Source organism: Legionella quateirensis (assembly GCF_001467955.1).
GTDB lineage: Bacteria > Pseudomonadota > Gammaproteobacteria > Legionellales > Legionellaceae > Legionella > Legionella quateirensis.
Window position 1 is genome coordinate 170,284 of record NZ_LNYR01000034.1, and the last position, 22,921, is coordinate 193,204.

Below are 22,921 nucleotides of genomic sequence, written 5' to 3' on the forward strand. Positions count from 1 at the left end.
TGACTCCTTGATGATTTAAGGACTCCACTAATAGAAGAGGTTTAACACACTCTAAAAGGTTCAAAATCCACTTCGGCTTCAGTCGAATGTTCCATATTAGGTAAAAATAGAGTATTGCTCATACGTTGTGCAAAATCCTTGCTGTCGATCACCACATTTGTTTCATGGCAATTATGTAAACCCGCAAGATCAAGATTGGTGGAACCAATAATAGTAATTTGACCATCAATAATCATCAGTTTCATGTGGATTACATCTTTCAGTGGATAATCTAATTTTTCTGATTGATTAAACCATTGCACATTGAGATTCTTGGTTTTATCTTTATGAACACCTTCATACAGTTGATTTACACTTTCTTGATTAGTTCCGCCATAGAAAAATTCGCGCAAGTCATTAAAGTTATAGCTCATTAATAGATCGACTTTACCATTTTTATTATTGATAAAATTGAGTAATGCTCGCAAAATGTCTGGAGAATTAACATTGGGCATAATTATCTGAATATGACTCTGTGCTTGATTAATAGCAGTCATATAAGCATTATTGATAGGGTCTGGTGGCAAGGCTGCTTGGAATAATCCTAAAGTAGCCGGTTTACGCCTGATTTGGCTAGTGATGTATAGCATGGGGCAAGCACCAGAAATAATCGGCGAAGGTTCATATATTTTAGGCTCTTCATCTCCTTTATATCCTTCTGTTCTTGATCTCCACATCACCAGAAAATCTAAAAGCGCAGGTCGTGCTGCTTTGGGAATAAATACTGCCGCATCATGAAAACCATGTTCCCCATAACTTGCGCTCTGAAAATTAGAGCTTGTTATAATGACATCATCATCAATGCAGAGTGTTTTTGCGTGATTGCTTGCAGGAGAGCTATGAGTATACTTGCCTAAATGTACCGTGATGTGTTCAGGCAAATCATGTAATCCAAGATGTTCTGCTGTATTTCGATAATTCGCAAAAATTTGCTTCAGATAGAACATTCTGGCGATCAGACCTAATTCATCTAACAAAATATAAACGTGTAATGGTTTTTCCCGGTCACGAAGTGCTTGATTAATTGCTTCAATAATTGGTGCGTCAGGCTCCCAAACAAAGATTTGAATCACTAGCTGTTCGTTTGCATCATGGATCTTATTAACGATTAAGTCTGTGATTTCCTCTATACCCTGAGCTATTTCAATTTCTTCATGGCGATGAGACATTAACATCTCATGTGCTGGGATGGTTCCATGTTCAGCAACACTTTGGGAACTGGCGATAATCGAAGACATCAGCGGTGAAGGCTTGATTTGGGAAAAAGAAATTTGCTCAACAACCTTTTTAGAATCAATATGAATATCTTTCATAGCTTATAGAATTTTGGAAAATGTATAAAACTATATCATATTTGAATTATTTTTTAGATAAAAAACACTGTAAATGGAAGCCGATCTCTCCTTCTTATCCTGGTAATACGGGGGCAGATCGTGCCATCCAGGGTTCACGCTGAAGTATAACAGTGTACTTTAGCCTGGTTGCTTGCAACCAGGCTACGATGGCTACTCTTCATCACTGTTTTCTTCAGATGTATCAGCCGATTCTTCATCTGATTCGTCTGACGATTCATCACTTGCATTACCATCGGGTTTATCAGCAGTGGATTCATTACTGGAGGTTTCTTGTTGGATTAAATACGGTGAGAGTAAACGATACCAGGCTCTTTGTTCTGATAAATACTGATATTTGCAATAATCTTTTCGTTCAATTAAAAAGGTAATTTCTTGTTTATTGTCTTCCCAGGTAGACACTTCTTCAATCATTTTTTTGGGGAACTTACCATAAGCTAAACAAAGGATGTTGTAATAGCGCTGCAGATTTAAAGCATGTTCATCCCAATAGGCATCTTGCTCCTCTTCTTCCTCATTATTTTTATCCTGTTTAGACTGATATTCCATCAACACAAAGGCATCTGCGGCATTTAAGGCGATTGAAAATCCATCTTTTACTAAATCTAAGGAAAGAATTGCGCTTAAATTATCTGCCGCCGTTTCATCATTACCCACTATAGGTAAATCAAAAACATCAATTATCGCATGAGCAATTTCATGATAAATAATAAAGCGTGCTAAACCAACCATATGATCGTTAATCAAGTCCTGATCGCTTTTTTCAGCGTCAGAAAATGATTTAACATCGTTTTCATCATCCTCAATGTACTCCTTAAAATAAGTCGCCCCTGAGACAATTATCGTGTTGTAATCGATATAGATAGTTTTCTCGCTTGGATAATATGCTGAGGCACGTTTCGTCTGATAAATTATTTTAATGTCCTGTGGTAGTTTTAGCTCTTTATTCAATGAATTGATTAAACTATCAAAATTCTTTGGATTATTTAATAAATCCTTTATGGCTTCTTGCGCCTTATTTTCCGGTTTCTCATAAATGATGATAAATTTCCCATATTCCTTTGCTTCACCAGCATAGGTTAGAGGCATGTATGAAAAAAATAAAAGGGACGAAGATATAATACCGTGAACGAAGGACTTGATTATCACAGAGTAACATTCCATAAATACCTCATCGGTCAAAAATCCATTATTTTGTTTTATTATTAGTACTATTATAGACAAAAATAATTTTTTTTAACCAGAACCACGGATACGGGGGCGTATCTTACCTTTTGCTTCTTAATCATAGAGTAATTTATAATCCTGTTAGTTCATGAATAGCTGAACCACAAATTTTCACTCATTTTATTTAAGCAAAAGGCACGATCTGCCTCCCTTTATGCTTCTCTAAGCCTTATCAGTTATATTGATTTGAGAGCGTTTCTTGCACTTCCTCTTTAGTAAGACCTGTATACAACAATGCGCCAAATAATATCTTTTGTTTCTCTTCACTACCCATTAAGAGATCGCGAGACAATAGAGAATGAATATTTTTTAAAAATTGGACTCGTATTTCTTTTTCTTCTTGATTTACTGGTTTTTGAGTAAACAACTTCATATTTATTCTCCAAAATCTAAAATAAAACTAGTGCTCTTAAGGTTCCAGCTGTAGCTGGACTTAACTGATTATTTTGCCCTGGGTTAGGAATATAAGAAAGCGCAGGCTCCAGATAAATATATTTAAATAATACGGCTTGGTAATAAATCTGAAACATTAACTCCTTTTTTCGATTAGTAATTCGTTGATTCAGCCATGCTAAAGAAACGCCTGCACCGATTGAATCTGATAGTCTATTGGCAATTAATCCAAATGCTGTTAAACCTGTGCCTATCGATTGTTTCATTGGTAATACTTTAGAGTTATTAATTCCATACTGGTAAAATCCTGAAATTCCGCTTGTATCTTGCCCTGGGTGCCTGTACCACAATCGTTGTGAACCAAATAAATAGCCACCCGTGGAACCTCTTTGCGTCAAGTGTTCCTGTCTGATAAGACCCGTTTGATGCCATAATCCTAGCCCAATGGTTCCAGGTTTTTGATCGGTTCCCAAACGCCAGGCACTTCCAGTTTCGCCCACTTGAAAATAATTACCATTAAAAGTTGGGCCAGATAACCCAGTTTGTTTCCCGCTAGCAAGATTTCCATCATAAATACCATATGACGCATACCACCTTTTAATTGGTGTAAACGTTGTGGTGATACCATAAGCCGTATTTGTATACCCAGGCATAAGGCCATCTACTGCTGGACTAATAAAAATAGGGGTATAAATCAAACTCGTTACAGCAGGAATATTTGGATCATCCTGGTTTAATGGAACCGGTTTAACTACGTTGTTAAAATCTAAAGTAGTAATGGTTTTACCAACACGAATAAACAGTTTCTCATCAAACAAAGATTGCCTGTACCATAGTGCATAAAGTTCTGAGCGATTATAAGGCGGTACGTCTGGAAGTGAATTAAAACCTTGTATCACACCAGCTTGTCCATTCGTATTTTGTGCATTTTCTTGTAGGAATTGAGCACTAAAAAGCCCACCTTTCCACCCATTAAATCGCTCCATATCAATGGATAAATCCAAAAGTCCTACGCTGTTTGAAGTGGAATGTTCTGCATAAGGTATTCCACCTCCGAATAGACTGTTAGTGTCTCCTATCCAGGCGCCTTGTACTGAAATACCATGATTATCATGAATATCCAGTTTTTTTTCGATGTATTTCTGCAGGAACCCAGAACCTGTCCCAACATTCACTGCGGCGGGATTTGAACTGATACTTGAGAGATCTTGCTGTGTGAAAGGCTTTGAATCTGCTGCAGAGGATGCTAGCTTGGTGGTATTTGCATAAATATCCATCATATAAAAAAGATAAAACAACAAGCCAAGAATACGAAAGCAATTCATATTAGTTCTAGTGATGTATTTCTAATTTAGAGTACCACATCAAATATAAGAAACAACTGACTTAAATTTTTTTAATGTTCAATCAAATGGTTACCAATCCATTCACCTTTCAAGGCCTGACCCTTGAGGAGTTTCGAGGCTCAAGGAATTTTGGGTAATAAAGAGTAATTTGAGTGTAAACATCACAATCCTGGGAGTTCACCTTTTTCGATTTTCTCTTTATCCTCGTTATCTATGATCTCTTGAGCTGGTTTAAAAAACATAGGTAATTGTTGTTTTTTAATGCTCACTGGCTCACTACCAGGGGTAGTTGATTTAGGCTCTGATGAGTTGGCAGAAAGCACTTGTTGTTTCATTTGTTCATCCAGCGTAATGGTGATTTGACTTTGTCCCTCAGAGAATTGAGCTGTAATTTTTTGTATAGATTCATGGTTAAAACCAATTGACTTCAAATTTTTTCTTATTTGTTCCTCATCTTCTTTTAATGTACGTTCTACCCAAGTTACTTCATCCTCATCCCAGGTAGGGATTGCAGATGCTAGAATATCAAATGAATCGCTAACAAATTCATAGATAAACATTAATTCCCTTTCAGTCATCGAAATTTTAACGGGGTTAAACCTTTCGATGGCTTTTTTTATTGGTAACTTGTGTTTTATGTCTGTTTTAGATAATTCAACACCAGCTAAGCCTAGGGTTTTATCGATGATAGTGCGTACTCTTTGTTGCACTTCCGTCCAGTTATTTCTTTCGGCTTGTTGCATCATATTCATCACTTTATCAAGCTCTTCGGGGCTGAAATCATATAAGTTAGTAGCAACAAGGTTTAATGTTTCATAGCGGTTATAATGATTAATTTGTATTTGCCAAGAAAGTCTGCTAAATTGAGCAAAATCAGTACTAATAGCATAATATAGAGCTGAATCATTAATTGGATCTAATAGATTCATTTCAAACAATTTGTTAAGCACATAACGGGCAATTTGGTCAATTGCGTCATTATGAAAGACATATACAGAAAATAACTGATTTATTAACGTTTCTACATTAGTAGAGTTTGTATCGGGTGATATAAAAAACTTCAGCCATTGATCGTCAGGAAATTGTTCCATTATTATTTTCAGACTGTCATAGTCAGTAAAGCCAAAATGGGGTACAGAGCGCCCTTTATCATCTTTAGCCATCAAAGCGTTGAATAACATTTCCTCATTAGGAAAACAATCAATAACCATTTGGAAACATTCATGATTTTTTACGGCATAGTGGCATACGGACATACCCTCATTATCTTTTGACATCAAAGCATCTATTAACAGGCGCTTGTCACTTATACTGTTGATGATGGCTTTTAGAATTTCAGGATTATAGGCCGCATAATGAAGTGCTGTTTTACCCTTGCCATCCTTAAGCATTATTGAATTAAATTCATTTTGTTGTATTGTGGCTCCATGTTTCAATAAAAAATCGGCCTTCTCAATCTCTTTATCCGCAAAAACTGTTGATAATAGGGTTTTCCCATTGGTAGGCTTGTTTATATCCGCCTTATGTTGAATCAATACTTCAAAAAGATCTTTCCATGCATCGCTTTTGATATCTACTTCAAATAGCGGTGATGTTAATTTATCATCGGACAGATTGAGATCAAGATTGGTATCGTTCAAAAATTGATTGAGTAATTCAGGATTATTTGAATGGATGATTTTATTGAGTACATGATATTTTTTCTTGTTATTATCGGTTATTTGGTATCCTTTTCTTTGCATTAAGGAAAAAAGTTCTGCAAAAGAATTCGTTCTTGTCCTATCATTAGGCAGATTGCTAAGTATATCGTACATCTCTAACATTAAACTTCTTCCACGAAACAAACTGAGTTTATCGATAGTTTGTTTGTCTACTGACTCAAATAAATGAATCCATTCTTTAATATCTAAAGAGTGTGAGTTTTCAATGATTTTCTTAAATTGATTGTTGTTCAAAAATAAAAGTTCTTGAACATTACGAATTAATTCAGTGTTTCCTTGAGAGAGAAGATATTGAAAGACTTCTTCAATAGTTGGCATCTGGCACGCCTTGAAAAGAATGTCTCGCGATTTACTATCCAGTTCCTTAACATTAGTGTGATTGGTTATAAGATAATTAAAGATTTCTATATTGTTTTGGCTTGCTGCCAACATCAACGCATTCCGTCTATCGGTATCAATTTTTTGTAAATACTTTTTGCTGGTTCTTGAAGCAATCATCTGAACTATCGACAGGTTTTTTCCTTCTATGGCATGCATTAAGGGTGTTTTATTTTTGCCATCTTGATCATCAACTGATACCTTTAAGTTTAATAATTTCATCACGCGAGCATCTTCACCAAGCTTGGCTAAATGCATGATAGGTGTAAGACCATCAGTGTCCCATGTTCCATCTACCACAGCACCTCTTTCAATTAATTCATCGGCAATATCTAATTGCTTGGTTTTAAGCGCATACACCAAAGCACTCATGTGGTGTCTATTCTCATGACTAATAGCAGATCCATTATCCATTAGGAAACGAGCCAGATCTTTGTTTCCATTTTTAACTGCCAGGATAAGGGGGGTATTAAAATCTTCATCGATAAAGCGAGTGCTTGCCCCTAAAGATAAAAGTAATTTCACATCGTCTAATTTGCTATGATTTGCAGCAATTAAAATTGGTCTCGTCATGTAAGGATAAGTACCAAGCAAAGTATTGGGTGATAATTTACCTGTTTTAATTTTTTCTATTAGCGCAGTATATGCTTCTTCAGTTTGAAAATCCGCGGAACGAATTTGGTTGAGGTCTTGTTGGATTTCAGCTATTAAGTGACTTGCATCATATTTCTCTGCTGTCTTTATGATACAGTTCAGAAGCGAATTCTTTTGATCCTCTGGGACATTTGATTTCCTTGTCTTTATTAATTCATTTTTCCGTTTTTCTCGTAACTCTGAGGTATAGTCATAATGTATCATTTCAATTAAAGTGTCATAACGTTGATTAGGTTTTAGGGCCTGTACAATCTGTTCTTCAATGTTTTTTTCAATGGATTCGTTAACCCCTTTCAGCTGATTGTAGTAGTAATATAGGCAATCTGGTTCACATAAAGTTTTTTTAGTAAACGAATCACAATATCCGTTGTAATCAATGAAATATTCATTCTGATAATCTTTAGTCAGTTCGAAACTAACATAGGGTGTAAGTCCTGCAGTTGCTCCAGTAAGTACTCGTGGTACACGATTTTGATGGACTAGTTCATAGCCTAATTGTCGATAAAATTTAATTACCGTATTAATATCTTTTTTACTGGCTATTTCAATCGAGTCCAAAACCAGTGAGCCTGATTTCCCCAACCAGGTCCAGCTCTGGGCGACCAATTCATCATCTGGTTTAGGGTTATCAGGATCTCCTTTGCAAACGATGTAAAACCCACCATAAGGACTTGTTAAACCATGAATTGTGCACGGTTCACCGGCTTCACCCGACATTGATTGGCAACAATGTGTTAATTTACCATAGCAAGCCGCTCTTGCTGCTTGTTCATCATCTTGAACATTGACTTTCATGAGATAATAGCCTGCCAGGCTTTCATCGATACTGGCGCCAGCAATGGTTATTTCTGGAATGTGTTTTCCCGCTTCTGTGCGATCTAATTCAAGAAATTTGTTAAAATTGCTTTGATTTAATCCATTTTTTAAAAATATTTTGAATTCAGGTTTTGCTTCAGTGAATTGTCTTTTCCTAACTGCTTCTAATAGTTCAATTTGTATATCTTTTGAAAACTCCGCACCCAGTTCACTTAGTTCACATTGTTTTTGGTAAATCATAGCTTGAAGGATGTCATATCTCTTTGTATCACGGTCATTTAAGGTGCCATGGTGTCTGTCTAATTCTTTATATTCTCTTTGTATTTTATTTAACTCATTAATTTTTACTTTCAGTTCCTCAGGCGATAAACGTTGGCCTTTAGGCTTTTTACGCTCATCCAGCCATTTTTGAATTTCTTCTGCTTGGGGCCATAATTTATTGAGGAATTGTTCTTTGTAATGAGAAAAATCTCTCCTCATCTTTTGCCCAATGTGCAGCCATGCTTCAGTGTTTATATGCTCAAAACGAGGTAAGCTAAATAAACAAGCGTCATGCAAAACATACTCAGAGCTTTGGTTGTGTTTTGCTGAATCTGCTAAAAACTTCATTGCTTGATCTAGAGTATTATTTTGTAGCGCGAGTTTGAATGCGTGCTCTTCTGGCTTTCCTATTTTCTCGAATGAGAAAAATAATTCAGCGATAGGGAGTAATTGATAGTACACTGCGAGTTGTATATCGTTTAGAACAGAAGGCAAATTTTGTGCTTTCATCTGACTGCGTATTGCTTCTTTATTCAATTGACCTGGTTCAGCAATCCGTTTAATCATCTCATCGATTAGGTCTTTTTGGTCTGGGTAGTCTCGTCTCAATTGGTGTTGTAAAGAATTAATTTGAATTAATAATTGAGCCTCGCTTTTGTCGAGTTCTTCTGATGTTTTAGGAATTGCTTTTAGTTTATTAGAAACCTCAATTAATTTTTTCTTCAGTAAATTGAGTTCTTTTTCTGACATCGCTATGTTTTCATCATGCTCTATAGCAGCTATGGCAGCTTCAAGTTTTATTGATTCATTCTGCAAATTGTTTTCATTTTTTGACAAACTTTCTTTTTTACTGAAAAGATTGTCTTTTTGCGAGATCAAACTAATAAGGGTATGAACTTGCTGAAAGAGGCTGATGGACGGTGCGCTTTCAAAGTATTGAAAAAGCGCTCCTATCATTTCCGTCGTATCATCTTCACTAAGCTCATGAAGTTTAGACGCATCAATGGGAACAAGGTTTTCTTGAGGTTGATACTCTTTACCCATGTCAATTCTCTGCTTTTAATATGCATATTCTGTTTAAAAATATAGCATATATTGAGGGTGGGATCTAACAAGCAGGTAAAGTTGCGTTACACTTAGCCTGTATTATACGAGGTTGATAGGGCGGAGACATAGGTAACACTATAATTTTGGAATACGAGAGCAAGAAATACGTGGGCAGATCGTGCCTTTTGCTTTAAAGTTACGACCATCATGGTATAATTATGTACAAAAATAACCGAGGCATGTAATGGGTATTCCATTTTTTCAATCACCTGTTCCAGCAGATATGCAAAAACTGGTTTTAGAACAGCTGTCTCCTGCTGATTTACTTAAAAAATGCCTATCGGCCAGCAAAGAGCTCTGTGTACAATCGATTTTAGCACTGTTATCAAGAACCGAACCTGAAGCCCAAGAATTCCTCAATCATTTTCTCCAGTCCTGGAACGATAATCCACAATACTTTGCCTGGATATCACACTACCCAGCTCAGGAAGAAGCAATAAAAACCGCATTGGCCACTCTACTGGGTCATGCCTCTATTCAATTAGAGACAAGCATACTCGCACGAAAACGGCTTGCGGCATTATCCAGCCCAAACACCCATACTCCTTCAAGCGTCAGTCAGAAAATAATGGCTGTGGAGTTTGAGAATGTGTTAGACATTTTGAGCAACAATGATCCCGACAAGTACATGGAAGCCTTTAAGAGTTTGTCTCGACTAAGTAACAACTTAGCGTCTGCAGATGCGGCAAGGGCAATTAGTATCGTATGGCAGCGTACAGGAGATTACACCGAAGAGACACAAGAGCATGCCTGTATGGCCTTAATAGCCTTGATGGTACAGCAGACAGATGAAGAAAAGAGATCCTGCCTTAGTGCGATTTTTAACCATCCAAGGTATCAGTTTCGTCATCTAGCCTACAGCAACATAGTTCCTATTCTTGAAACATTCTCAGCTGAGTTAATGATCGAATTTATCTGTCGGCTGTTTACAGAGAACTCTAAAGGCGACTCCATTTTAAAGATACTAGAGAGAGCATGGACAAAGTTTCTGAGCTACTATAGTAAATTACCGGAACATCGGAAGATAGAGCAACTTGAGGGTCTTTTTAGCAATAAATCACCCAAAATCCGTGTACAAACTTGCTTAAGCATTGCCAATTTATCAGACAAACTTTCCCTAACATCCCTTGCAAGGATCACTGAGCAATTAATAAAGTTATTCGATGATAGATACACTGAAGTGCAAAACGCTGTTCCAAAGGCTTTTAATCTTCTTTTTACCTCCCTTTTACGAGCAGATAGCGACAAATATATTATGCCACTCATTGCTCATCACAATCGGAAAGTTAGCCAACAATGTTACCGATGTCTCGCCGCGCACGATGTAATTCTGAGTCCAGAAACTGCTGAACGCATTTTTTCTTTGATGTTATCAAGCCTATCAACCGAAGAACACTCTGTTAATGCCCCCGTTATGTGGCAAACGTTTTGGATGATTTTTTCAAAACAACCAGACAACCAGCAAGCGCATTATCTGGGTGAAGTTGTGTCATTACTGAGCCAAACGAATCCATATGGTCGTTATCACGCTTATGGAAACCTGGCGAAGACAGTGGATAAAATCTCGGCACACCTATTAGAATCTCTTCTAGAGCACATCAATGACATATTAATCAATATGAACGACAATACGATTATTGCAGAAGCATATAAAACCAGGTGGAACATTCTTGCGCGGTTACCCGATGAGGCGTTTCATTCCGCACTTTTAGACAAAATGCCCTTACTCAAGGACGACACGAACAAAGTGATCCGACAAGAAACATATCGTGGTCTAAGCCTCGTCGCAAAACGCTTATCCCAAGAGCAAATAACAGTACTACTTCCAATGCTTGTAGATGGATTAAATGCGTCAAACACTAGTGCTTACGCCTGTTTTATTATCAAAACCTGCATGCCAAAATTAGGGGTACCAGCAAGGGAACTCCTGCGAACCCTGGTACGAATGTTACTCGAATCAGACGATCAAGACACCCGAAAAGCCGCACTTGAAGTCGCAGTTTTCCCCGGTATGCTCGAGTTATGGGATAAGAACCATCTGCCTATGGAAAATCTCCAACAACTTCAATTGCTAGAGGCGATAGAATTCAATCACCTAATCAGGCTGGGGCAGACCGCTGCCGAAATCTCGCTCTCGCCAAAATTATAAGTATTTTTTGTGATTATCTACGCTTGCTATAGCTGGTAATTTAAAGGATTTTTTAAAGATATTATTGCTGTTTGAATGGAAACAGGTAAAACCCTGTATTTAACAGGGTAAGAATCAATAGTCATTTTTGACAGAGAAAGTACAAAAATTGAAAACTATAAAGCTTCAGCAGTATGCAATACAATTTGGACTTAAACTTGATCCTTATATTTTGACGGTGACAACATGAATATACAGTCAGGGTTTTCATTAGCATTTATTATCTCTATCATAAAGTTAATATCTAGATGTTTAAGAAATAACAAATAGATTTTTTTATTTCATGGAGGAAAGATTATGTCATTTGAATTGTTAGGACGACGAGATTTTCTTAAAAAAGCGGGATTGGTTCTTGGTGGTTCCCTCATTGCAACTCCTTTACTTACAAAACCAGTATTCGGTGCAGTGACCAAAATTAGTGCTTTAGACGCAAAAGAGGAAGAGGTTTCTCCAGATGAGGACTTAATGAGAGAGCATGGCGTTTTACGCCGCATTATTCTGATATATCGAGAAGCCATTCATCTTATAAATAATAAACAAGAGTTAAATCCGGCGCTTATTACACGATCAGCGACCCTAATTCGACATTTTATTGAAGATTATCATGAGAAACTGGAAGAAAATTATTTATTTCCTCGTTTTGAAAAAGCAGGTCAATTAGTTGATCTAGTCACTACTTTAAAATCACAACATCAGGCTGGCAGAAAATTGACAGATCATATTATTGAAATTGCTGCATCTAAAAATTTTAAAAATCATGGTAAAGATTTTATAGATGTTACCTCTCAGTTTATTCGAATGTACGAACCTCATGCCGCACGAGAAGATACCGTGCTGTTCCCAGCTTTTAGAAAAATCGTTTCAGAAAGCGAATATAAAGAAATGGGAGAAAAGTTTGAAGCTGAAGAGCATAAGCTGTTTGGAAAAAGTGGCTTTGAAGACATTGTTTTACAAGTTGCAAATATAGAAAAAGAATTGGGGATTTATGATCTATCGAAATTTACTCCCTTGTAAATTCATTTAATACCAGCAATAAGATCTAAATTTCTTGGGTAAGCATTAGATTAAAGCTGGTAAGACAGCATACTTTTTCAACCAGTTTTTTAATCCTAGTCATTTTTATAAGTTAAGATATCCATCAGTATTAAACAATTTCATAAATTGATATATTGTAATTAGCACATTGAAATTATGGAGAGCATTTATGAGAACAAACGGAATAAAAATAGCCTTTATCTGTACATTATTAGTATCAGGTTTAATCTCACCATCGATATTCGCAAGCTCTAAAGAAACTGCTGATAATAATAAAATAAACGCCGTCATTTCCCCCAAAATTTTTGAAATGGCAAAAAAGAATGAAAACTGGAAGTTAGCGCTGGTGACAGGTAAAGATGCGCAGGTTGTTTTCATGAATATCACTCCTAAAACCAACCCCAACAATGAGATTGGGATTGAAACACATCAATTTGATCAAGTCATATTTGTTGTTGAGGGGCAAGCTAAATCTGTCCTTAATGGCAAAACCTCAACGGTTACAGCGGGTGATATGATTTTTGTTCCTCAAGGTGTTCCTCATAATTTTATTAATCTCAATGCGAAGAAACCATTCAAAATAATTAGCGTCTATTCAGCTACTGATATCCCGAGAAATGCGGCATATAAACAGAAATCTGATACGCCAAAAGAGTAACTCTAAAATAATTTGACGATGATTGATTCCATATAGGCGTTCTGATCTATATGCAACAAAAAGAATATCATCGAATTGAACGAGTTGGCTGGTTACGTGCTGCGGTATTGGTTGCAAATGACGGTATTATCTCAGCTGCGAGCTTATTAATTGGGATTGCTGCAGCTCATACACTCTATACTGGAATATGTGTAGCAGGTATCTACGCTTGCTCACTAGAGTTCGGATAGCATACTCTTGCCTGAAGTTTGCCTCATAATTGCTAGGCGATTTAACTTAAAAAAAGTAGCATGACGGGTATGCGTGTAGCCCACCCCAAAGAAATCATCTTTCGTATACCCTATACGTAAATGCAATACATGATTAATTTTCTAATAAGATGTTCTTGGTATCTTAATAGTTTTACTAAACAGGATGGCTCTTATTATGACTACCCCTTTATTTCCCCCAAATGATGGCCCTATTACGATACACCAAGGCAGAGGCGGAGATTGTTATCTTCTAGCAGCTGTCGACTGTTTATTAAGTACGGGTCCAGAAGGCTATGCCGCGCTAAAATCATTATTTGTTGAACGAGTAGGTGGTGTTGAAGTACGAATCAAACGTACAGACCAAAGTGCATTATTACAGTTGGATAAGATACCCGGTAAATTCATCTATTATTATGATCCAAAGACAAATCAAGATGTGTTTTTTCTTGATTATAATAGGCTCAATCAAATTGACCTGACTCCTGAGGGGGTAAAAAGTAATTCACTTGCCATAAAAATTTTGGAACGACTCAGCTCTTATTATTATTTAAATCCCGGTTGGAATCCCCATGATCCGGCAGCGAGTATTATGGCCCATAATATGCCTTACAGACACGTAGGTTGTGAAACGGCATTTGTTGCAAAGTTACTCGGTATTCATTCTCAAGATTATTCAAATATCTATGACATTGTTAAACTAAAAGCGATTAGACCTAATGAACCGGTTTATGTTGTTCTGGATTGGGGGGATGTTGATGTTTATGGACAAAGACATGGATCTCATGCACTACGAATCGATAAAATTATTCCTAATGCGATGAGCCCAGGCGGATATGATGTAGTTTTGGTGAATCCATGGAACAACGAGAAGCTAGAATATTGTTCACTTCTTGATCTCATACAAAGAAGAAGTCGTTTTGCCACGTTTAGTTCTAATCCGTATCATCTTGATATTACACGTACTCTATTAGGCCTTCACGAAAATATTGGAAAAACAATTTATACTCATCCTCATCTGCTTCATATGCTATTTAAGATAAGAGAAGGTAATGGTTCATTGCCCCCGAATGTCATTGTAAACTGTGTTAACTTATATGAGCAGATGCCTCATTTCCCGGTTGTGTTCAATTCATTATCTATTGAAAAACAAGGGAGAGTGTTTTCATGCATTCTTGATTATAATGGCAATAAACAAGCATTTCTTAATTCATTGCGCTTAGCTGATCCAAGTTTGGATAGCCATATATTTGAATTGAAATACGGCCAGGTTGATCATGACCAAGGGATAGTTTCAAAAATGAGTGTTGATGAGGCGCAAAGAGCCATTATTGAATGCGCTAAAGAAATCGCTGCTTTTCCAGTATCATTTAAGGACGATATTTTTCACGAAAATGTAGAGTCTCATTTGCAAAAAATGAATAAGGATCTTTTAGAATTCGTCAGTCACTCTAAAAAATTAGATCAAGCAAAGCAAGTTCTCGGTTTTCCAGTAGGACAGGATCCACAAGTTATTTTAGAAGCCATAAATAAGAAAAAGCAAACAATTAAAGAATCTGCCCAATCACGATTAGATGAACTTCAGAAAGAAGAAGTTGAATCACGAATTCAAGAAATTAATGATATAAAAGTATCATTTGGGGCTCATCTGAAAGATCCAGTTGATGTTCAGATACATCGGCTTGAGCTCGAATTAAAATTAATGACACTGAGGCATCGGCGGAGTTGGTTTAATATTCGGCCTTTAATTCAAGAAGTTTGTGATAACTGCCAGATGCGAATTGATTTGGAGGCAGAGAGGGCGCTTCGTGGAATGGAAAGGAACTCCTCCGCATTGGCCCGGTTTGGTACTTTTCCAGCAGCAAAAACTGATGCTGATGTAAGCACACAAGATGAGTTAGATATAAGTGAAATGTGGCGCTACCCCAAATAAAGGGGTAGTTTAATCAAGTTAGTTTAGATTAACTCCTTGATTTATCAGTCAAAAGGAAGATTAAAATGCTCAAGACAGATAAAAAGTAAGCGTAGCCTGTATTAGACGAAGTCGTAATACAGGTGGTCAGATTGCCTGTCTATTCAAGTTAATTTGAAAAAATAGGTGGTACCGGGTGAATAATCTCTAAGATATCGCACCATGTAAAAGTCTTCCTAAGTTGTAGGATGATGTGTATATCAAATTAAAGGGGAGATTATATGATTGGGATAGACCCTGTATTACGACTTCGTCTAATACAGGCTTGCTGTTCGCATTAGAAGTTCATGAACTCGAAAGGAGTAACATTTAAGATTTTTATCCTATAACCTAAAAAATAAATACAGAGTTCAATCGTAACTTGGTATGAACAATCCAAATGGATACAACAGGGGCAACGCACATCACAATAGCTGTTGCTGTGGCCGTTCCAGTAATATTATAAAAATAGGTGGCTGGAATGACTAATACAAACATCAATACCAATTGAGTCCCTCTTATTTTCACTACAGTGGACTCGAAGTCGGCATAAATTAACAGCAGTGTAGCAATTTTTGTACACGCCCCTAAACAAGCACCAAAAGTCAGGATTATCAGTGCCGATTTAGCCGCAACGTAGGTTGGACCAAAAAAGGAAAGCAGATTTGTTGAAAAGTAGATAATTAAACCGCTTAATACCAGGAGAATAAAAATAACAACAGCATTGGTTTTATTCAGCAGGGATTGTAACTCCAGTCGTCCGGATTCACTACTTAATAAATTGGAAATTTTCGGTTTTATTCCTTGGTAAAGTGTTGCTGGCAATAGCCAAATTAAATAAATAATGGTTAAGACCGCGGCATAATAACCGACATACAACTTATTTTTTCCAACAACATAAACAATGATTAAATCCAAGATAGAAATTAATTGAAAAATAAGTGTATTAATAATCCAGCGTGAAGAGGCTTTAATCCAGGCTGGATTAAGTATTTCGGTATGGTTTATTTTCTTTATCCCCAAAATAACGATGGACCACAATTCGGTGTTCATGGTTAGAACAGTAATGAATGTAACCAGCAAAAAAGAGATAAGGATTACTGTGGCTATCGTGATGCTATCGAGGGGATGAATCACAAAGAATGAAATAATCCCAAAGATTAACAGTTGCAGTGCATAAAGAACTATTTGAGAAAGAATGGTTGGGGAATAGATGTGTTGACTACAGAGTAAGAAACTTTGCAGTAATGCCGGAATTGCTGCAATCGGTACAACGCATAATATATACACAAATAAATGATAGCGGCTTATGTCGTGGATACCTAAATAATGGAGGGAGCTCATCAATATTAATGCAATAATGGAGATAAACAGCATGATTGAGAATGTTACGCTGATTAATTTTATATTCCAGGCGATATAATCGACAGCTGATCTTAAACTATTTAATTCTAAATATTCGGCTAAGAATCGACTAGCACCCACATTGGTGCCAAACAAGGTTATCAGTACTAAAATATCCAGTAATTTAATAGCAACACTGTACTCTCCGTAGCGAATTGGGGTGAGATGATGGGCTAAAAAGAGATTTAATGCATATTTGGTCAAATAGCCAAGAACAGCTAAGATGAATAAAAAATACACATCCCTGGCTACCTGGCGAAGAGTTAATTCCATATGTACCCCTTTTTGCAACGTCAAAACTCATGAGTGTCAAACTGATCATTATTTTTTATATTGAATTCATTTTTATAGCGGACGTTTTTTGTATTTAAATAGTTGATCAATGAATGAATGCCTTGCTGAAAAATACTCATTAACAGGTGCATCTCTTCCGGTTTAAAAGCAGTTGAATTATAACGAAACTCTGCATGCAATTGTCCATTATGGATGAGTGCCTGTAAAAAAAGTAAATAATCAGGTTGATTTTCAGGAGCTATGGTAGCTTCACTCCATTTAATCGTTGTTTTTATTGTTTGCGATTTTTGAGTTTCTTGAAATTGGCCAAGATAATTAAACTTCAATTTCGTATCACCAAGCAACTTCACCCATTTGGGTAGGATACCTTGTCTTAAAGTGCGTAGTAATCCAAAACCAATACCGTTGTTGGGCAGCTCTCGGAGTTGTTGGACTATCACTTGATAAATTGCCAGCGGGTCAGCACTTTTTTCTTCGGCAACACTTAGATCAATTAAAACGGGGAAAATAGAAGTAAACCATCCAACAGTGCGGGATACATCCAACCCTTCAATACAAACCTCTCTTCCATGCCCTTCCATGTGAAGTAAAATAGCTTCACCATCTCGCCATTCTTTTAAAGAAAGCACATATACTGCGAATAAAATTTCATGAATGCGTAAACCACTTTCCTCTGGTAAGATCTTTGTAAGCGTGAGGGTGTCTTCTGGTGATAACTTAAACACTAATTGGGCGATATCGGTGTAGGTCGTTGCTTGAGCAGTAAAACAAATTAATTGTTTCTCCCGGCACCTGTCGGCAAGACTTTTCCAATAAGTGTATTCATTGGTAAACCATGCGCTTTGTGTTGATTTTTCTAAAACCTGAGCCCACATCTGATAACTATCAGTTTTGTCACCGAACTTAGGGGCTCTACCTTGCTTGTAAGCATTAATTCCAGTTTCCAGATCCTCTAATAAAATTCGCCATGAAACACCATCAACCACTAAATGGTGTAGTGCGATAAGAATATCGGTCTGTTCATTATGACAACGAAATGCAACCGCAAGCAACGGTCCCTTTTCCAGATTAAATTGCCTTTGGCACTTTCCAAATGCTTCACGGAATTCCTTGTCATCAAGATGAGAACAATTCTCCAACTGGAGTAGTTGTGCCAAATCCGAGAAATCATAATGCTGCAACCAAGTTCCAGTTGTATTCTGTTTATAGCGTAATCTTAAACTATCATGCTGATCTACCAGCGTTTTGAAAATGTGTTCTAAGGCGAGCTGCTCAAAAACACCATTTACTGATACGAAAAAAGCCTGATTATAATATTGCGGATGGATTAAGTTTCTTGTAAAAAACCAATGTTGGATCGGTGTAAGGGGAACCTCACCCTCAGGACGAATTTCTTTTCGCTTCACAAGAGGTGACGATTTAATTTGAGAGGCAATTGCAGCAATGGTGGGTTGCTCAATAAAATCGATGAGCTGAATAAGCAGTCCAACTGAGCGGCATTTTGAGATGAATTGAATGCACAGAATGGAGTCACCACCCAAAGAAAAAAAGTTATCTAATACACCTATTTTTTCAACTCGAAGAACTTCCTGCCAAATCTGAACCAGTTGTTGTTCAATCTCATTGCGTGGCGGTACATGGTCTACATCTCTGGCGTGCTCTGTTGTTACTCCCAGGTTTATAAGCCTTGCTTTATCTACCTTCCCGTTACGGGTAATCGGTATTTCAGGAACAAATATAAATTGCTGCGGAATCATATAGTCGGGTAATTTTTCGGCAAGAGCTGTTTTGAGTGCATGAATGTCCTGGTGCTGGTACTGATAAGCAAACATGGGACGGGTGCTCAATTTAGTTGCTACAGGATTCTTTGCTTCATGGTAACCTGATAAAGAACTAAACCGGGTTGTGCAGCCTTTTTTTACGAATAACAGATCTAAATAGGTTTCTGCATCTTTAAAGCCCATAGCCATATAAGGGATTAAAATATACCCTCTTTGCTGGGCTAATTCGTAGAGAGTGTCGAGGGCAATGGGAACATGCTGATTATGATTTTCTTCAACGCGTCCTTCAAGGTAGGCTGTTGTCCAATAACTTGACCAAAGGCGCGAATTTGGAACGCCTCGAATACAGAATGACTCGTCTTTTACATCAAAGTAAATGGCCATATCGGTATTGGGTTCATAATGGTAGAATTTTATCGGTTCCTTTTCCTGGTCTGCCTGTTGTAGTAAAGCAACTGTCATTACAACATCATATCGCCAGGTATTCAGTTCATTGGAGGTATGTCCTTGTTTCGCTAGAACATCGACGCGAATACATTGGTTAATCCTTGTGCCTAAATCAACAAAATATTCTGGGTCTATCAGTAATTCTTTTTCCTGGACTTGTCTGGCATATTGATAATTACGTCGTGCTTCAAAATGGTGTAGTGCATTGATGTTATTGGCTAAAAATATGCTGTCGTAATAAGTCGGTGCTAATCGATAGTCACGAACGTCGCCAATAATTATCACACCAGAATCAGTCAGTTTACTGATACACCAGGTTAACACATCTTCCAAATACTCCAGACAGGGAAAATACTGCACTACAGAATTAAGGATAATAGTGTCGAACGTTGCATCTTGTAACTCAGCAAGAGTTCCTAACTTATGGGCTGGGGCACAAGCAAGGGTTGCATGGCGAACATCAAATTTCGCAATTTTTTTACTTAAAATATCTATAGCCGTACTTGAAATATCAACACCAAAATAGCTCGTATATTTATTTTTCAGACCAAATAATATTAAACCGGTACCACAACCAACTTCCAATACTCTGCCGGGTTTTTGCTGATAAATACGCTCGATAATGGCCTGTTGCCATTCTTTCATTTGGGCTTCAGGAATTTTTTCATGATCATAAGCACTTACCCAGGTACTCGTTGCAAATGAAGCCAATTCATTCTGGTTTTCTCGACTGTATAATTGATCATACATTTCAGTCCATGACGATAATGCTACTCCATCTCGTGCAGCACCAGGATCGGTTTCGGATGGTTTAATATAAGCAATTAAGCGATCGCTACCGATTGATGATCTGATTTTACAGAGTTCAACACTAGTTGCTATGCCTGTTTCAAGAATGGCATGCTCAATTTCCTTGCTTTCAATCCGATGGCCACGAATTTTGATTTGTGCATCTTTCCGTGAGCATATTTTTAAATTCCCATCTTCAAGCCAATAAGCCAAGTCTCCGGTTTTATAAAGCACCTCACCCGGAAATGCAGGGTGGTGCACAAATTGTTCAGCAGAAAGCTCAGGATTAGCCAGATACCCTCTGGAAATACCCTGACCACCAATCAGCAGTTCACCAATCACCTCTATGGGTTGCAAATGCATTTGGGGGTCAACTACAGCCGCAAAAGCTCCGGTAATGGGTTTTCCAACCACCGGTACCGATTTAAAATAAGAGTATTGATCGAAATTAATAAGGGTTGCACAACATCCAACAGTTGCTTCAGTTGGTCCATAATGATTCATAAATTCTATAAAAGGGTAGTGACTGCGAAATTGCGCTACATCTTCAACATCGATGGGTTCACCACCCAAAATAATGAGGCGTAAATGAGTTAAGGAAAATTGATGCGCGTCGCAAAAGCTGGAGCGCACAATAACACGGAAAAAAGAAGGAGTAATTTTAATATAAGTAATCTTGTTTTTTTCGATTAAACTTAGGGTGGAACATACATCCTGCAATGTGTTTTGCGATGGAATATAAAGTTGATTTCCAAGTGAAAGGGCAGGAAAAAGATTGGTATAAGAGGCATCAAAAAAATAAGGCAACATTAAAAAGGAGACATCTGCGTCGGTCAGCTTGGCCGCAGTTGAAAACCATTGTACGTAATTTGCTAAATTTTTATGTTCAACCATCACTCCTTTTGGATTACCTGTAGTGCCTGAGGTATAGATTACATAAGCCAAGTCATTCAATTGTGCTCGCACAGGCTGGTTAGCAATAATGAGGTTATGATTCCCTGAAAATACCTCATCAACATTAACAATGGTGAAATCCAGCTCACGCAGATAAGGATGCTGTTTTAATGTAAGGGTATTTGTTACTATAATTTTTATACCGGCGTGATTTAGCATGTACTCAATTCGACTTTTCGGGCAAGCAATGTCTAAGGGAAGAAATGCGCCACCACTACGCCAAATTGCCAGTATGCTAACCACTATTTCAGCACAACGCTCCATAAATATAGCCACAACGGGCTGTTGGGTATATTGTTGATTATTTTTCTGATGAAGGACATGGGCCAACATCACACTTTGTTGATAAGCAGCTCTGGCGGTTAATTCCGTGTGTTCATCCAGGAGAATTTTCTTTTCTGGATTAGCTTGTGTTGTTTGATCAAAGTCATCCAATATGGTTTGTAATGCATTTTTTACAGGGTTTTTATGACCAGACATTCGATACAGTTCTTGTAACTCTTCACTGTCAACGAGAGCTAACTGCTCAAGACGAGCCAATGGTTCGTCCAATAAAAACAATAAGGTTCGCAGATAATGATTTGCATAACGTTGAATCATCGCTGATGAAAAGAGAGTACTTTCGTAATTAATATCAAAAATCAAACAATCGTCTTCTTCCTGAGCTTCTAATGAAAACGCATAGTTTATATCGAAATGCTGATAAGCATATTTATTAAGCCAATGATGTTCCAAACGGGCTTTTAACGTATCGTTTAAAGAGTGTTTTTTAAAGTCAACAAAAGTTTCAAATAGGGTCTCGCTTTGATGTGTGCCAACCCAGCGTTGTAATTTACTGAGTGGTATCGTAATAAATTGCTCTAAATTTTGATATTGCTGACGAATCTCGCGTAAAAAGGACTGAACAGTCTGATGTTCAGTTGTCACCTTAATGGGCAGTGTATTGATGTATAAACCAACATGATTTTTCACAAGGCTTTGGGGATAAGCGCGAACAGTACCAAACACTACTTCGGGATTATTTAAGTAACGAGAAAGAAGCAGACCCCATGCGCCAAAAATAAACGTACTGGGAGTGAGGTTCCATTGGGTGGCTATCTCGCGTAGCCGAGTTGTTGCATTTGTCTCCAGTTTAAAACGATAAACAGATTGCCTGGCTGTAAGGATTTGATGTTCTGATGTTCTTTTTTCATGAATTCCGGGCAAATGACCACTTGCTTGTGAACCGGCAAAAATGGATTGCCAATACTGTCGTCCCAAGTCTTCATTAACCAGACTCGAATTTTCCCCGGTTCCGGGGATATAAAAACCACCTGGAGTTTCTTTAAAGTTCGGAGTGTTGCCTGATTTAAACGCTTCATAGGCCAATATCACGTCGACAAGTACCTGGACTGTAGAAGGGCCACCCATAAGTGCGTGATGATAACTCCAAATAAAATACGTCAATGATTCGTTATAGATGAGGCAGGTGAGTCTCATTAATGGCGGTTTTGATAGCAGAATGCCTTTGTCTGCGTCCTCTAACAAAAATTCATTCAAGGAATGTTCAATCTGATTGGCATTATAGGTTTTAGAGCTATAGTCTAAACAGGTCAAATGCACTGTGCACTCATCTTCAACGCATTGATGAGTATAATAGCTCTCTTGACTATCAAAATAAGATCGTAGAACAGGATATCTCGCTAATGCACTATTCCACGCTTTTTCAAGGGCTGTCAGGTTTACAGGCTCTGAAAACCTGATTATTTTCTGGACTAAATAAGTACTTTTTCGAGGACTTGATAAGGTATGGTATAACATTCCCTGCTGCAGATCGCTAAGAGGAAATCTTGACGTATTTTGACGAGATAATGTCATGGCATCAGATCAGAAAAAGTA

12 protein-coding genes are annotated in these 22,921 nt (G+C 37.4%); 5 read left to right on the forward strand and 7 right to left on the reverse strand.

What is annotated here, in order from left to right:
- Positions 1-41 precede the first annotated feature (41 nt).
- The 5 genes from Lqua_RS12145 to Lqua_RS12165 all read right to left on the reverse strand — a co-directional run bounded on the left by Lqua_RS12145 (position 42) and on the right by Lqua_RS12165 (position 9,231).
- Entirely contained in the window at positions 42-1,352 is a 1,311-nt protein-coding gene (locus tag Lqua_RS12145; protein WP_058474555.1) for a phospholipase D-like domain-containing protein, read from the reverse strand.
- A 192-nt stretch (positions 1,353-1,544) separates the two neighbouring features.
- Positions 1,545-2,555, reverse strand: coding sequence for a DUF4344 domain-containing metallopeptidase (locus Lqua_RS12150; protein ID WP_083501327.1), 1,011 nt, complete (start codon positions 2,553-2,555; stop codon positions 1,545-1,547).
- Positions 2,556-2,790: 235 nt separating this feature from the next.
- Positions 2,791-2,991 (reverse strand): hypothetical protein, encoded by a 201-nt coding sequence (locus tag Lqua_RS12155; RefSeq protein ID WP_058474557.1) that lies wholly within the window; start codon positions 2,989-2,991, stop codon positions 2,791-2,793.
- A 16-nt stretch (positions 2,992-3,007) separates the two neighbouring features.
- A complete protein-coding gene (locus Lqua_RS12160; protein WP_058474558.1) occupies positions 3,008-4,336 on the reverse strand; it encodes a carbohydrate porin in 1,329 nt (442 codons plus the stop codon).
- A 182-nt stretch (positions 4,337-4,518) separates the two neighbouring features.
- Positions 4,519-9,231 (reverse strand): ankyrin repeat domain-containing protein, encoded by a 4,713-nt coding sequence (locus Lqua_RS12165; protein ID WP_058474559.1) that lies wholly within the window; start codon positions 9,229-9,231, stop codon positions 4,519-4,521.
- Between the two features lie 247 nt (positions 9,232-9,478).
- Between Lqua_RS12165 and Lqua_RS12170 the strand changes: the two genes are divergently transcribed.
- The 5 genes from Lqua_RS12170 to Lqua_RS12190 all read left to right on the forward strand — a co-directional run bounded on the left by Lqua_RS12170 (position 9,479) and on the right by Lqua_RS12190 (position 15,356).
- Positions 9,479-11,443 (forward strand): hypothetical protein, encoded by a 1,965-nt coding sequence (locus Lqua_RS12170; protein WP_058474560.1) that lies wholly within the window; start codon positions 9,479-9,481, stop codon positions 11,441-11,443.
- Positions 11,444-11,779: 336 nt separating this feature from the next.
- Entirely contained in the window at positions 11,780-12,496 is a 717-nt protein-coding gene (locus Lqua_RS12175; RefSeq protein ID WP_058474561.1) for a hemerythrin domain-containing protein, read from the forward strand.
- Between the two features lie 190 nt (positions 12,497-12,686).
- The gene (locus Lqua_RS12180; protein WP_058474562.1) at positions 12,687-13,175 is read left to right on the forward strand and encodes a cupin domain-containing protein; all 489 of its coding nucleotides are present in this window, start codon (positions 12,687-12,689) and stop codon (positions 13,173-13,175) included.
- A gap of 50 nt (positions 13,176-13,225) precedes the next feature.
- Positions 13,226-13,405 carry a VIT1/CCC1 transporter family protein gene (locus Lqua_RS12185; protein WP_058474563.1) on the forward strand — a complete coding sequence of 60 codons (180 nt, stop codon included), beginning with the start codon at positions 13,226-13,228 and terminating at the stop codon, positions 13,403-13,405.
- A 196-nt stretch (positions 13,406-13,601) separates the two neighbouring features.
- The gene (locus Lqua_RS12190; RefSeq protein WP_058474564.1) at positions 13,602-15,356 is read left to right on the forward strand and encodes a hypothetical protein; all 1,755 of its coding nucleotides are present in this window, start codon (positions 13,602-13,604) and stop codon (positions 15,354-15,356) included.
- A 369-nt stretch (positions 15,357-15,725) separates the two neighbouring features.
- Here Lqua_RS12190 and Lqua_RS12195 read toward each other — a convergent pair whose 3' ends face one another.
- Positions 15,726-17,051, reverse strand: a complete 1,326-nt coding sequence (locus Lqua_RS12195) for an MATE family efflux transporter (RefSeq protein WP_058474565.1) — start codon at positions 17,049-17,051, stop codon at positions 15,726-15,728.
- A 20-nt stretch (positions 17,052-17,071) separates the two neighbouring features.
- Positions 17,072-22,900, reverse strand: a complete 5,829-nt coding sequence (locus Lqua_RS12200) for a non-ribosomal peptide synthetase (RefSeq protein ID WP_058474566.1) — start codon at positions 22,898-22,900, stop codon at positions 17,072-17,074.
- Between the last annotated feature and the right edge of the window lie 21 nt (positions 22,901-22,921).

Excerpts from the sequence above, each read along its gene's own strand:
- Lqua_RS12145 (WP_058474555.1), bottom strand. The coding sequence starts at position 1,352 with ATGAAAGATATTCATATTGATTCTAAAAAGGTTGTTGAGCAAATTTCT.
- Lqua_RS12150 (WP_083501327.1), bottom strand. The coding sequence starts at position 2,555 with ATGGAATGTTACTCTGTGATAATCAAGTCCTTCGTTCACGGTATTATA.
- Lqua_RS12155 (WP_058474557.1), bottom strand. The coding sequence starts at position 2,991 with ATGAAGTTGTTTACTCAAAAACCAGTAAATCAAGAAGAAAAAGAAATA.
- Lqua_RS12160 (WP_058474558.1), bottom strand. The coding sequence starts at position 4,336 with ATGAATTGCTTTCGTATTCTTGGCTTGTTGTTTTATCTTTTTTATATG.
- Lqua_RS12165 (WP_058474559.1), bottom strand. The coding sequence starts at position 9,231 with ATGGGTAAAGAGTATCAACCTCAAGAAAACCTTGTTCCCATTGATGCG.
- Lqua_RS12170 (WP_058474560.1), top strand. The coding sequence starts at position 9,479 with ATGGGTATTCCATTTTTTCAATCACCTGTTCCAGCAGATATGCAAAAA.
- Lqua_RS12175 (WP_058474561.1), top strand. The coding sequence starts at position 11,780 with ATGTCATTTGAATTGTTAGGACGACGAGATTTTCTTAAAAAAGCGGGA.
- Lqua_RS12180 (WP_058474562.1), top strand. The coding sequence starts at position 12,687 with ATGAGAACAAACGGAATAAAAATAGCCTTTATCTGTACATTATTAGTA.
- Lqua_RS12185 (WP_058474563.1), top strand. The coding sequence starts at position 13,226 with ATGCAACAAAAAGAATATCATCGAATTGAACGAGTTGGCTGGTTACGT.
- Lqua_RS12190 (WP_058474564.1), top strand. The coding sequence starts at position 13,602 with ATGACTACCCCTTTATTTCCCCCAAATGATGGCCCTATTACGATACAC.
- Lqua_RS12195 (WP_058474565.1), bottom strand. The coding sequence starts at position 17,051 with ATGGAATTAACTCTTCGCCAGGTAGCCAGGGATGTGTATTTTTTATTC.
- Lqua_RS12200 (WP_058474566.1), bottom strand. The coding sequence starts at position 22,900 with ATGACATTATCTCGTCAAAATACGTCAAGATTTCCTCTTAGCGATCTG.